Source organism: Samsonia erythrinae (assembly GCF_004342665.1).
GTDB classification, from domain to species: Bacteria; Pseudomonadota; Gammaproteobacteria; order Enterobacterales; family Enterobacteriaceae; genus Samsonia; species Samsonia erythrinae.
In genome coordinates this window covers 80,365-93,722 of sequence record NZ_SMBY01000010.1, presented here as the reverse complement: position 1 = coordinate 93,722, position 13,358 = coordinate 80,365, and the positions used below count along the sequence as shown (strand labels likewise).

At 55.5% G+C, this 13,358-nt stretch carries 10 protein-coding genes; 3 read left to right on the top strand and 7 right to left on the bottom strand.

Going from position 1 to position 13,358, the window contains the following annotated elements:
* Positions 1-18: 18 nt before the first annotated feature.
* The 4 genes from cysC to cysG form a co-directional block, all read right to left on the bottom strand.
* A complete protein-coding gene (gene cysC, locus EDC54_RS14385) occupies positions 19-699 on the bottom strand; it encodes an adenylyl-sulfate kinase (RefSeq protein ID WP_380895350.1) in 681 nt (226 codons plus the stop codon).
* Positions 638-2,065, bottom strand: coding sequence for a sulfate adenylyltransferase subunit CysN (gene cysN / locus EDC54_RS14380; protein ID WP_132457783.1), 1,428 nt, complete (start codon positions 2,063-2,065; stop codon positions 638-640). The genes cysC and cysN overlap by 62 nt, the downstream gene beginning before the upstream one ends.
* 74 nt (positions 2,066-2,139) lie before the next feature.
* Entirely contained in the window at positions 2,140-3,048 is a 909-nt protein-coding gene (cysD, locus tag EDC54_RS14375) for a sulfate adenylyltransferase subunit CysD (RefSeq protein WP_132457711.1), read from the bottom strand.
* A gap of 9 nt (positions 3,049-3,057) precedes the next feature.
* Entirely contained in the window at positions 3,058-4,500 is a 1,443-nt protein-coding gene (cysG, locus tag EDC54_RS14370) for a siroheme synthase CysG (protein ID WP_132457708.1), read from the bottom strand.
* 427 nt (positions 4,501-4,927) lie between these two features.
* Here cysG and EDC54_RS14365 point away from each other — a divergent pair, with 427 nt between their 5' ends.
* The 3 genes from EDC54_RS14365 to adhP all read left to right on the top strand — a co-directional run bounded on the left by EDC54_RS14365 (position 4,928) and on the right by adhP (position 8,683).
* The gene (locus EDC54_RS14365; RefSeq protein WP_132457706.1) at positions 4,928-6,307 is read left to right on the top strand and encodes an aldehyde dehydrogenase family protein; all 1,380 of its coding nucleotides are present in this window, start codon (positions 4,928-4,930) and stop codon (positions 6,305-6,307) included.
* A gap of 156 nt (positions 6,308-6,463) precedes the next feature.
* Positions 6,464-7,504 carry an HTH-type transcriptional regulator EutR gene (gene eutR / locus EDC54_RS14360; protein WP_132457703.1) on the top strand — a complete coding sequence of 347 codons (1,041 nt, stop codon included), beginning with the start codon at positions 6,464-6,466 and terminating at the stop codon, positions 7,502-7,504.
* A 141-nt stretch (positions 7,505-7,645) separates the two neighbouring features.
* Positions 7,646-8,683, top strand: coding sequence for an alcohol dehydrogenase AdhP (adhP, locus tag EDC54_RS14355; protein ID WP_132457700.1), 1,038 nt, complete (start codon positions 7,646-7,648; stop codon positions 8,681-8,683).
* Between the two features lie 167 nt (positions 8,684-8,850).
* On the opposite strand, the gene EDC54_RS14350 is transcribed toward adhP, so the two are convergent.
* From EDC54_RS14350 to cysJ, 3 genes are read right to left on the bottom strand one after another with little or no spacing between them, the layout of a single operon-like run.
* Positions 8,851-9,585, bottom strand: a complete 735-nt coding sequence (locus EDC54_RS14350; protein ID WP_132457697.1) for a phosphoadenylyl-sulfate reductase — start codon at positions 9,583-9,585, stop codon at positions 8,851-8,853.
* 12 nt (positions 9,586-9,597) lie between these two features.
* Positions 9,598-11,331 carry an assimilatory sulfite reductase (NADPH) hemoprotein subunit gene (cysI, locus tag EDC54_RS14345; protein ID WP_132457694.1) on the bottom strand — a complete coding sequence of 578 codons (1,734 nt, stop codon included), beginning with the start codon at positions 11,329-11,331 and terminating at the stop codon, positions 9,598-9,600.
* The gene (gene cysJ, locus EDC54_RS14340; protein WP_132457691.1) at positions 11,331-13,154 is read right to left on the bottom strand and encodes an NADPH-dependent assimilatory sulfite reductase flavoprotein subunit; all 1,824 of its coding nucleotides are present in this window, start codon (positions 13,152-13,154) and stop codon (positions 11,331-11,333) included. The genes cysI and cysJ overlap by 1 nt, the downstream gene beginning before the upstream one ends.
* Between the last annotated feature and the right edge of the window lie 204 nt (positions 13,155-13,358).

Here is a 13,358-nt window from a genome sequence, read left to right as displayed (position 1 = left end):
GCGAAAAATGCGGGGACATCAGAGTTTGATAATAGCTCGCTTGCCAAGCAGATCTAACAATTGGCCGGTCAAATTTGTTACGAATTGTTCGCCATTCAGATGAAGGTCGGGCGCTTCCGGCGCTTCATACACCGAATCGATCCCGGTGAAATGGCGCAGTTCTCCCGCTCGGGCTTTCTTGTACAACCCTTTCGGATCGCGCGCTTCGCAGGTCGCCAGCGGCGTATCGACAAACACTTCGATGAACTGCCCATCTTCCAGCAAATCCTGCACCATTTTACGCTCGGCGCGGTGCGGTGAAATAAACGCGGTCAGCACCACCAGTCCGGCATCCAACATCAGCTTAGCCACTTCCCCCACGCGGCGGATATTCTCCCGCCGGTCATCATCGGTGAAGCCCAGATCCCGGCACAAACCATGCCGGACGTTATCGCCATCCAGCAGGTAAGTACTGACGCCACGTTGATGCAGTGCTTGCTCCAGCGCCCCGGCCAGCGTGGATTTACCGGAGCCCGACAGCCCGGTAAACCAAATCACCACGCCCTGATGACCATGCAGCTTCTCACGCGACTCACGGGTCACATCATGCGCATGCCAGACAACATTATCGTCAATCGGTTCATCGCGGGAAGACACGTTATTTGCCTCCCAGCAGGTCACGCGCACCCCAATGCGGGAAGTGGCGCCGCACCAGGGCATTCAGTTCCAGCTCAAATGCACTGTACGCATCCGGTTCCTGATACACCTGTTCGATAGGCTCGCGCACCAGTCCTGCGCCTATCGTCACGTTACTCAGACGATCGATAAAGATCATGCCGCCAGTCACCGGGTTTTGCTGATAGTTGTCCAGCACCAGCGGTTCATCAAACGTCAGTTCAACCGAACCAATACCATTCAGCGGCAGGTTCTCCGCTACGCGCTGTGTCAGCGTATTGATCTCGACCTGATACTGAATATTCTCGACCCGAGCACGCGTTTTCTTACCGCCAATCTTGATATCGTAGCTCTGTCCCGGCACCAGCGGCTGCTCCGCCATCCAGACCACATCCACCAGCGCATGCTGCACCGCTTTCAGTGATTCACTGCTATCGACCAGCAGGTCGCCACGACTGATGTCAATTTCATCTGCCAGCACCAGCGTAATCGCTTCCCCTGCCTGCGCCTGCGGTAAATCACCGTCAAAGGTCACAATGCGACTCACGGTGGATTCTACGCCGGATGGCAGCACTTTAACCCGTTGCCCGACGCGGATAATGCCGGAGGCCAGTGTTCCCGCGTAGCCACGGAAATCCAGATTCGGGCGGTTAACATACTGTACCGGGAAGCGCATCGGCTGCTTGAGGCTATGCTGAGCCACGTTCACCGTTTCTAACACCCCCAGCAGCGTCGGCCCGGTATACCAGTTCATCGCCGTGCTTGGCGTCGCGACATTGTCGCCATCCAATGCGGAAATCGGCACAAAAGTGATATTCAGGTCGGTAGGCAGTTGCTGGGCGAAATCCAGATAATCCTGCTTAAATTGCTCAAAGACCGTTTGCTGATAATCCACCAGATCCATCTTATTCACGGCCACCACCAGATCGCGGATGCCCAGCAGGGTCGCAATAAAGCTGTGACGACGAGTCTGATCCAGAACGCCTTTACGGGCGTCAATCAGCAGGATAGCCAACTCGCAGGTTGATGCGCCGGTCGCCATGTTGCGGGTGTACTGCTCGTGCCCCGGCGTATCGGCGATGATGAATTTGCGTTTTTCCGTCGAAAAATAGCGGTAAGCGACGTCAATGGTGATGCCCTGCTCGCGCTCGGCCTGAAGTCCGTCCACCAGCAGCGCCAAATCCAGCTTTTCGCCCTGCGTTCCCAGACGTTTGCTGTCATTGTGCAGCGTACTAAGCTGATCTTCATAAATCTGGCGCGTATCGTGCAGCAAACGGCCAATCAGCGTACTTTTTCCATCATCGACGCTGCCACAGGTCAGGAAACGCAGCAGCGTTTTATCCTGCTGCGCGTGTAAATAGGCTTCGACACCGCCCTGTTCGGCGATCTGCTGCGCAATCGTATTGTTGATGACAGCGGCATCCTTCTCAGCCCCATTTTCTGCGGCTGTGTCTTTTAACGAAATTTGACTCATTCGACGATTCCTCAGAAATACCCTTGACGCTTTTTCAGCTCCATTGAACCGGCCTGATCGCGGTCAATCACCCGTCCCTGACGCTCGCTGGTGGTGGAGATCAGCATCTCTTCGATAATCTCCGGCAACGTCTGCGCATTCGATGCCACCGCCCCCGTCAGCGGCCAGCAACCCAGCGTGCGGAACCGCACCATACGTTGTTCGATCACTTCCCCCGGTTGCAGGTCGATACGGTCATCATCCACCATCAACAGCATCCCATCACGTTCCAGCACCGGACGCTCCGCGGCCAGATACAGCGGAACTATCTCGATGTTTTCCAGATAGATATATTGCCAGATATCCAGTTCGGTCCAGTTTGAGAGCGGGAAAACGCGGATACTTTCGCCTTTGTTGATCTGGCCGTTGTAGTTATGCCACAGTTCCGGACGCTGATTTTTCGGATCCCAGCGGTGGAAACGGTCACGGAAGGAATAAATACGCTCTTTGGCGCGTGATTTTTCTTCATCGCGACGCGCTCCGCCAAACGCAGCGTCAAAACCGTATTTATCCAGCGCCTGCTTCAGCCCTTCGGTTTTCATGATGTCGGTGTGCTTAGCGCTACCGTGCACGAAGGGGTTAATGCCCAGCGCTTCCCCCTGCGGGTTGCGGTGTACCAGCAATTCACAGCCGTAGGCCTTCGCTGTGCGGTCGCGGAATTCATACATTTCACGAAATTTCCAACCGGTATCAACGTGCAACAGCGGGAAAGGCAGCGAACCCGGATAGAACGCCTTGCGCGCCAGATGCAGCATCACCGAAGAGTCTTTACCGATGGAATACATCATTACCGGGTTACTGAACTCGGCCGCCACTTCGCGGATGATGTGAATGCTTTCGGCTTCGAGCTGCCGTAAATGCGTGAGTCGTTTCTCGTCCATACCCCTTCCTTAAGCCAAGTTGACTACCGCCGGACGACCATCTTGCGTCACCGTCGGCGTTTTCTGACCAAACCAGGCAATTTGATGATGTAAATCCACCACCTCGCCAATCACCAGCAGCGCCGGTGTCGGTGCCTGCCGAGCCAAATGTTCTAACTGTTGCAGTGTGCCAATTTGCACCTGCTGATCGTGTCGGGTGCCGCGACTGATCACGGCGACGGGAGTGTGAGATGCGCGACCATGCGCAATAAGCTGTTGCGCTATCTCCGCGGCCTTCATCGTTCCCATGTAAATCGCCAACGTCTGACGCCCGCGCGCCAGCGTTGACCAATCCAGCGCATCGCCATCCGGGCGGCAATGGCCGGTGATAAAAATCACGCTTTGGGCGTAATCACGGTGCGTCAGCGGGATCCCCGCATAGGCCGTAACGCCCGCCGCCGCCGTCACGCCGGGCACCACCTGAAAGGCGATACCGGCCTGCGCCGCCGCTTGCAGTTCCTCTCCGCCACGCCCGAAAATAAAAGGATCGCCGCCTTTCAGCCGCACCACCCGCTTGCCTTCTTGCGCCAGCTTCACCAGTAACTGATTAATCTCATCTTGCGGGAGCGAATGCGCGCTGGCACGCTTTCCGACGCAGAGACGTTCGGCATCACGACGCACCAGATCCAGTACGTCAGCGCTCACCAGATGGTCATACAGCACCACGTCCGCCTGCTGTATCACCTGTAATCCTCGCAGCGTAAGCAGCCCGGCATCCCCCGGGCCTGCGCCGACCAGCGCGATTTCACCCCGTGCCGCCGCCGGCTGCCGCTGTTCATCTTGCTGATGCGTAAGCTGCTGTTGCAGTTCGTCTTCGGCCTGCGCCAGCTGTCCGGCGGAAACCAACGCCGCAAAACGCCCGACAAACAGGCGTTCCCAAAAACGACGGCGTGCCGACATTGAATGCAGCCGGGTCTTAATCCTGTCGCGCCAGCTTCCGGCGATTTGCGCCATAGTACCCAGACTGGCAGGCAATAACGATTCCAGCTTTTCACGCAGCAGACGCGCCAGTACCGGCGCTTGTCCACCGGAGGAAATCGCCACCACCAGCGGCGAACGATCGACAATCGAGGGGAAAATAAATGAACACTTCGGCTGATCGTCCACCACGTTCACCAGCAGATGACGCTGATTCGCGGCCTCAAACACCGCCGTATTCAGTTCGGCATCATCCGTTGCGGCAATGACCAGAAACACACCGGATAACAATTCCGGCGTGAAGACACGTGCCAGCCACTCGACCTGTCCAGCCTGATGCTGCGCAGCCAAAGGCTCCGCCAGCGCGTGCGCGACAATTTTTATCTCCGCACCCGCGCGTTGCAGCAGATCGATTTTGCGCGTGGCAATCTCGCCGCCGCCCACGACCAATACCGGGCGCTGACGGAGATCGGCAAATAAAGGGAGATAGTTCACAATCGCCTTAACTAAGCAAAAAAATAGATAATGCGACTATACGGTGCGGACAGAACACTTATGAAATGCCGAATTGGAATGACAAGTTCCGTAATGGAATAACAGTAAAACGCATCCGCCAATTATGTCTTCCCCCCCCGTTTCCGCCCCTCTCCTGTCTATGCCATAAAAACAGTTTATGACGCGCTTCAAAGTTGCGGACAGTTTGCCGATTTTTGATATTTGCTTTGGCTGATCCATTGCAACATGCCATAGCCCACAGGCAGTCAAAGCCGTTTAGGAGTAGAGGTTCGTGCAATCCCGGTCGTCGATAAACGGAACGATAAGGGATCGCGGTTCCTGACGGTATGCGCGGTCGACGACGTTGTGGTCATGCCATGACAAACCGCACAACAGATTATCTTATTGATAAAAGAGGATTTCACGTATGGAACCATCAACGCTTGAGCTAAACGCCCCGCTTCGCCCTGTTGTCGAGTTCGATGCGCAATACGGGATCTTTACCTCTCTGGATGATTCAATCCATGCCGCAACGCACGCGCAAAAACGGCTGGATAACGTGAACCTGCGGCAAAGTATTATTGCCGCCATCCGTCAGGCCGGCGAACGTTACGCGCAGGCTCTGGCAGAAATGGCGGTACAGGAAACCGGAATGGGTCGCGTCGCGGATAAATATACCAAAAATGTCTCACAGGCGCGCAGTACCCCCGGCACGGAAAACCTGACGGCAAAAGTCGTCACTGGCGATAAGGGCCTCACCCTCATTGAAAATGCCCCCTGGGGCGTGGTGGCGTCCGTCACGCCATCGACCAATCCCGCCGCCACCGTCATCAATAACGCCATCAGTATGATTTCCGCAGGCAACAGCGTCGTTTTTGCCCCGCACCCCGCGGCAAAGAACGTCTCGCTCTATACGATTAGTCTATTAAATCAAGCCATTATTGCCGCAGGCGGCCCGGAAAACCTGTTAGTCAGCGTGACCGAACCGAATATTGAAACCGCCCAGCGGCTGTTCAGTCATCCGGGAGTCAGCCTGCTGGTCGTCACCGGTGGCGAAGCCGTCGTAGAGGCCGCGCGCAAACATACGGATAAACGTCTGATTGCCGCCGGAGCAGGCAACCCGCCGGTGGTTGTCGATGAAACGGCGAATATCGAACGCGCCGCGCGTGACATTGTTCACGGCGCCTCATTTGACAACAATATTATCTGCGTCGATGAGAAAGTGGCGATCGTGGTCGATAGCGTCGCCGATAAATTATTGACGGAAATGCAGCGCCATCAGGCGGTGCTGCTGACGCGTGAGCAAACCAGGCAGTTGCAATCGCTGCTGCTGACCGACATTGATGAGACAGGGCAAGGCCGTCCAAGCCGCGACTGGGTCGGACGCGACGCGGCCAAAATCGCGGCGGCCATCGGTCTGAACGTCAGTGAAGATACCCGCTTACTGCTGGCTGAAACCGATGGAGATCACCCCTTTGCCGTTACCGAAATGATGATGCCGGTTCTGCCCGTTGTTCGGGTAAATAACGTACAGGACGCCATCGATCTTGCGGTACGTCTGGAAGGCGGTCGCCGCCATACCGCCGCGATGCACTCAACAAATATTGATAACCTCCACAAAATGGCGAATACCATTAATACCAGCATTTTTGTGAAAAATGGCCCTTGTATTGCGGGACTGGGGTTAGGCGGTGAGGGCTGTACTTCCATGACGATCTCAACGCCGACCGGCGAGGGAGTGACATCCGCCCGAACTTTTGTTCGCATCCGGCGCTGCGTAATGGTGGATATGTTTAGAATCGTTTAAATTTATATGAACCCTTGTTAAAAGCGCGGGCGTCTTTTATTACAGCGTCACACAACGTCCCATAGGGTGACGGGCATGGCAGCCCGTCAACATCAACCGCAATGGTTAAGTGACCCATATTTGGTATTACCGGCTTTTTCTGGGAGGAAATTGCATATGAGAACCGATAACCTGATTCCACTGCATCAGCTTGATGCCCGGATGACTCCTCCCGAAGATCTATTGGCTTTTCATGGACAGGCCCAGTACATACATCAGTATTCCACGCAGGATGTTTATGCCCAGTCCTGTACCCTCACCGCCTGGCAGCAGCTCTACGATCAGGTTTCCCCCGGTCATTTCCGGGGCGAGCTTCAGGAATTACTGCTGGATGGCATTCAGCTGTGTCACGAATACACCAACCTCGCGCTACGCCAATCCTGTATGGTGTGGCCCGGTTCATTCTGGTTCGGCCTCCCTTCTACACAAAAAAGTATGGGGTTTATTGATGCGCAGCCGCTGGATGAATACAGCATTGCCGTTAGCCCGGGCGGCAAAGAATTTGAATTAAGCACGCCGGATGATTTCTCCATTTTGGGCGTGGTTATCTCTCATGATGTGCTCAGCCAGTATATTGGCGCGCTCAACGATCCAGAATGGCTGACTCAGCGGTTTAATCAGGGCGCCACGCTGCAAATGGCACACGACAAAAAGGCTACACTTTGCTCATTCATTCGTCATGCATTGTGGTATAGCAGCCAGTTCCCTCACGAGATGAAACAACACAATGCAGAAAAGGTGCTGAAACACAATTTATTGACCACACTGATTTCTTTTCTGGAAGAGGCTCAGCCCGCTACGGAAAAAACGCCCAACCGCCATCACCATAAATTGATCGCCTTTGTCCGGGAGTATGTGTTGAGCCGGACCTCAGAGCCGGTCACCGTCCTCGATCTCTGCCGTCAGTTACACGTCAGCCGTCGCACATTACAGAACGCCTTCCAAGGCGTATTGGGAATCAGCCCGAACGCCTGGCTGAAAATCATCCGCCTCAATGCCGTCCGCCGTGAACTTATCAGCCCGGCCTCACTCCATCGCACCGTTCAGGATGCGGCGATGCAATGGGGTTTCTGGCACCTGAGTCAGTTCGCCAGAGATTACCAGAAGCAATTTAACGAGAAGCCGTCGTTAACCTTGCGACGACGCTTACAGTACTAGCCATTTTCTTTACCCGTTGTAACGAGTCTTCCTGTGACGCCCATCCGGCATCACAGATGCCAGACTCACCTTGATTTTCGTCATCTAACGAATGTGTCACCGTCAGCTTATGTACGCGTTAAAGACCAACAGGAGTCAGTTATGAAAGCAGTTGTCGCCGGTAAAGGCGGAAAAGCCGAAATTATTGAAAAAGCATTACGCGAACCCGGCCACGGCGAAGCGCTGCTCGCCATGGAATACTGCGGCGTCTGCCATACGGATTTACACGTCAAAAATGGCGATTACGGTGATAAAACCGGGGTCGTTCTCGGTCACGAGGGCATCGGTATCGTCAAAGCGATTGGGCCCGGCGTCACCTCACTAAAACCGGGCGATCGCGCCAGCGTGGCCTGGTTTTATCAGGGGTGTGGGCACTGCGAATACTGCATCGGCGGCAACGAAACGCTATGCCGAAGCGCAAAAAATGCGGGATTCACCGTCGACGGCAGTATGGCTGAAGAGTGTATTGTCGTCGCAGATTATGCAGTTAAGGTGCCTGACGGGCTGGATCCGGCGGCGGCCAGCAGTATTACCTGTGCAGGCGTAACCACCTACAAAGCGGTGAAAGTATCCACGATTAAACCCGGCCAGTGGATTGCCATCTACGGCCTCGGTGGATTAGGTAATCTGGCCTTGCAGTACGCGAAAAATGTCTTTAACGCCAACGTTATCGCTGTCGATGTCAACGATGCCCAACTGGCGTTCGCAAAAGAGAGAGGAGCCGATCTGGTCATCAATCCGGCGAAAGAAAACGCGGCGGAAATCATTCAGGAAAAAGTGGGCGGCGCGCATGCCGCCGTTGTGACCGCCGTCGCGCGTGCGGCGTTTAATTCAGCCATTGATGCGGTGCGTGCCGGCGCTCGCGTGGTTGCCATCGGCCTGCCGCCCGAAAGTATGGACTTGTACATACCGCGTCTGGTGTTAGATGGCATTCAGGTTATCGGTTCACTGGTAGGGACGCGTCAGGACCTGCGGGAAGCATTCCAGTTTGCTCAGGAGGGAAAAGTCGTGCCCAACGTGACGCTACGTCCAATGACCGACGTCAACGCCATTTTTGAAGAGATGGAGCAAGGAAAAATTAAAGGCCGGATGGTCATTGATTTGCGTAGCAGTAGCCTGGCGGCGTTAAATCGCGGGTAATCCTCGCTGACAGAACAGAACGTTGGCTCATTCACCCGAGCGTAGACAACGTCAAGTATCGCGGGAACCCGCCCGAGAGAACTAAGAAGGATAATACATGTCCCGAGCCATCATGATTTTCTCTACAGGGGCGGGGAAAAAAACCGGGCGATGCCCGGTTGCTGTTTTTACCCTTCGTGCAGGCCGCATTCGCGTTTCAGGCCGAAGAAGCGGGTTTCTTCTTCGCTCATACCCGGTTCCCACTTACGGGTCGTATGCGTATCGCCCACCGATAGGTAGCCCTGCTCCCACAGCGGGTGGTAACTCAGGCCGTTCTCTTTCAGGTAGTGATAAACCTGCCGGTTATCCCAATCGATAATCGGCAGAAATTTGAAAACGCCGCGTTGGATCGCCAGTACCGGCAACGCGCCCCGACTGCCGGACTGCTCACGACGCAGACCGGCAAACCAGGTTCCTGCTTTTAGCTCGCTCAGCGCCCGATTCATCGGCTCAACTTTATTGATCAGGTTGTAGCGTTCGATACCTTCCACGCCCTGCTCCCACAGCTTGCCGTAACGCGCTTCCTGCCAGGCGGGGGATTCTGCGGCGCGATACACTTGCAGATTCAGTTTCAGCTGTTCCGTCAGCGCATCAATGAACTGATAGGTTTCAGGGAACAGGTAGCCGGTATCCGTGAGGATCACCGGGATATCCGGTCGCTGCCGCGTCACCAAATGCAGCGACACCGCGGCCTGAATGCCGAAACTGGACGACAACACAAACTCGCCCGGCAGATTTTCCAACGCCCAGCTTACTCTTTCCTGCGCAGACAGCCGTTCGAGCAGGTCATTCGCGGCCAGGAGCGCAGCCGACTGTTCCGCTTTCGGTAACGCGTTGAGCGCCTCAAGGTTAAATTCGGTCATCAGGCTCTCCTGTCAGTCATAAAAATCGCGGGCGGGATCCAGCACCGGTTTAATAATGTTGGTACGAATGACGAAATCGCCGAAGCCTTCATTCGGCTGGCGATCCCGCGCCCACAGCCCGATAAGCCGATCGATTTCCGCAAGGATCTCGGTCTCGTTGATATTTTCGCGATACATACGGGGGATCCGTGTCCCTTCGCGATTCCCGCCGAGGTGCAGGTTATAACGCCCCATCGCTTTGCCAACCAGCCCGATTTCCGCCAGCATGGCACGGCCACAACCGTTCGGACAGCCCGTCACGCGCAGTACGATGTGTTCATCGCCCACGCCGTGCTGCTGCATAATCTCTTCCACTTTCGTGACGAAAGTCGGCAGGAAGCGCTCGGCTTCCGCCATCGCCAGCGGACAGGTCGGGAACGACACGCAGGCCATCGAATTTTTACGCTGCTCGCTGACGCTGTCATCAATCAGGCCGTGCTCACGCGCCAGCGCATCAATCTTCGCTTTGCTCCGCGCAGGAACGCCCGCCACGATCAGGTTCTGATTCGCCGTTAAGCGAAAATCGCCTTTGTGGATCTTGGCGATTTCCGCCAGACCGGTCTTCAGCGGACGACCGGGATAATCGAGAATACGACCGTTCTCAATAAACAGCGTCAGATGCCATTTATTGTCGATGCCTTTTACCCAGCCGATACGATCGCCACGGGCAGTGAACTCATAGGGGCGTATCGCCTCAAATTTCACGCCCGCGCGCGCCTCCACTTCTTGCTTGAAGTTATCGACGCCCACACGCTCCAGCGTGTATTTGGTTTTGGCGTTTTTGCGGTTGGTGCGGTTGCCCCAGTCGCGCTGCGTGGTCACTACCGCTTCCGCAATCGCCAACGTGTGTTCGACGGAAATATAGCCCAGTTCGCTGGCGGTACGCGGATAGGTGGCCTTATCACCGTGCGCGATGGATAATCCGCCGCCGACCAGCACGTTGAAGCCGACCAGCCGCCCATTGTCGGCAATCGCAATAAAGTTGAGATCGTTGGCGTGCAGATCGACATCATTCTGCGGTGGGATCACCACCGTGGTTTTGAACTTACGCGGCAGGTAAGTCGCGCCCAGAATCGGCTCTTCATCGGTCGTCGCGACTTTTTCCTGATCCATCCAGATCTCGGCATAGGCACGGGTGCGCGGCAACAGATGTTCAGAGATCTTTTTCGCCCACTCGTACGCCTGCTGATGCAGCTCAGATTCCACTGGGTTAGACGTACACAGCACGTTACGGTTCACATCGTTCGCCGTCGCTAACCCATCCAGCCCAAGACGATTCAGCAACTGATGCACCGGTTTCACATTCGGCTTGAGGATGCCATGAAACTGAAAGGTCTGGCGGTTCGTGATACGAATGCTGCCGTAAATCGTACTTTCACTGGCAAATTTGTCGATTCCCAGCCACTGTTCCGGCGTCATTACGCCACCGGGTAAACGACAGCGCAGCATCATTGCATGGCGCGGTTCCAGCTTCTGTTCAGCACGCTCAGCGCGAATATCGCGGTCATCCTGCTGATACATGCCGTGAAAACGGATCAGCAGAAAGTTATCGCCGTTGAAACCGCCGGTCAGACCGTCATTCAGGTCTTCAGCAATCGTGCCGCGCAGGAAATTGCTTTCCAGCTTCATTCGCTCAGCATCAGAGAATTTCCCTTCTACCACCAAAGGGCCGGGGTGTTTTTCACTGAAAACGTATTTTTCGCTCATTAGTACACATCTCGCTGATAACGGCGCTCAAGGCGCAGATCGCTTAAGAACTCATCGGCCTGTTCACAGTCCATGCCGCCATGCTCAACTATCACATCCAGCAGCGCCTGCTCGACGTCCTTCGCCATACGATTGGCATCACCACACACATACAGATGCGCGCCGTCCTGAATCCAACGCCAGACTTCCGCGCCCTTTTCCCGCAGTTTGTCCTGCACATAAACCTTGTGCGCCTGATCGCGCGACCAGGCCAGGTCGATGTGCGTCAGCAGCCCCTCTTTAACGTAGCGCTGCCACTCCACCTGATAGAGAAAGTCTTCTGTAAAGTGTGGATTACCGAAGAATAGCCAGTTTTTCCCCTCCGCCCCGTCGGCATCGCGCTGCTGCATAAACGCGCGGAACGGCGCAATCCCGGTTCCCGGCCCAATCATGATGACCGGCGCGTCGGGATTAGCAGGCAAACGGAAGTTATCGTTATGTTCGATGAAGACGCGGATCTCATCGTCTTCGCTCAGCCTGTCGGCCAGATAGCTGGAGGCCCCGCCAGCGCGCGCGCGGCCTTCGTACTCGTAGCGCACCACGCCAACGGTGATGTGCACTTCGTTTTCCACTTCCGCCTGCGAAGAGGCAATGGAATAGAGGCGCGGCGTCAGCGGACGCAGCAGACCAACGAGTTGCTCCGCCGTCAGTTCCGTGGGCGCTTGTCGCACCATATCCACCAGCGGCGTGCGCTGTGCAAACTGCTGAAGCGCGTGCTTATCGGCCAGGAGCGACAACAGCGTCTCATTGCGCGACAGCGCGGCATATTTCTCAACGATCGGCGCAGTGTTCTGCGTCAGCTCAAAGTGGCTTTTCAGCGCCTGCGATAATGGCAATGTCTTGCCGTCAACGCTGACGGATTCATCCCCTTTCAGCCACAGGAGTTCCAGCAGTTCCTGCACCAGCGCGGGATCGTTATCAAACCAGACGCCCAGCGCATCCCCCGGCTGGTAACGCAAACCGGAATCCCCCAGATCGATCTCGATATGCCGCACATCTTTTTCGGAATTACGCCCGGTCACTTTCTGATTCACCGCAAACGTGGCATGCAGCGGCGAGGATTTGCTGTACGGACTGCTGGTCACTTCATCCACGGAGCCCTGAGCCGCGATCTGCGCCACCGCCTCGCCCTGAACCGGTACTCGCGCTTGCAAAATATCAACCAGCTGTCGCCGCCACTGTTCGGCCTGCGCCTGATAATCCACATCGGCGTCAACGCGATCCAGCAGGCGTTCAGCACCCAGCTCGGCCAGACGGCCATCAAAATCTTTTCCCGCCTTGCAGAAGAATTCGTAAGAGGTATCTCCCAGACCCAGCACGGCAAAGGCGGTGTCTTTCAGCGCCGGCGCCTTTTTAGAGAACAGGAACTTATGTAACGCGACCGCTTCTTCCGGCGGTTCGCCTTCGCCCTGCGTCGATGTCACGATCAACAGCAGTTTTTCCTGCCCGATCTGCTTAAACTTGTAATCGCCCGCGTTAACCAGATTGACAGACAGTTTGGCCGCCAGCAGGTCATCACGCAGCTGTTCCGCCACCCGACGCGCATTGCCGGTTTGCGAGGCGGAGATCAGCGTGATCGTCTGTACCGGCACCGTGACCGCCGATGCGGCAGCCGCAGGGGCTACCGCCCCCGGCTGTAGGCCGGGTTGCTGCACCAGCCCCCAGAAATAGCCGGATAGCCAGGCCAACTGCGTCGATGAGAAATCACCGGTTGCTGCCTGTAGACGCGCTAATTGCTCCGCACTTAACGGAAGCAACGAAGTAGGAGAAACCGAACTAGTCATTGTGATTTCTGTTTCCTTGTGCCTGTGCTGTTAGCCAACGGCGCTAATACAAAAATAGGCAATAAAAAGATGAATGGACGATAAGGGTAACGACCTGCATCTTAACAATTAAAGAAATGATGGAAATATCAAATAACCAAAATGACTAAATGGTTTTTCTGATAATCCTTACTGCTTAAAGTGTTATGGCAGATGGCGCGCACG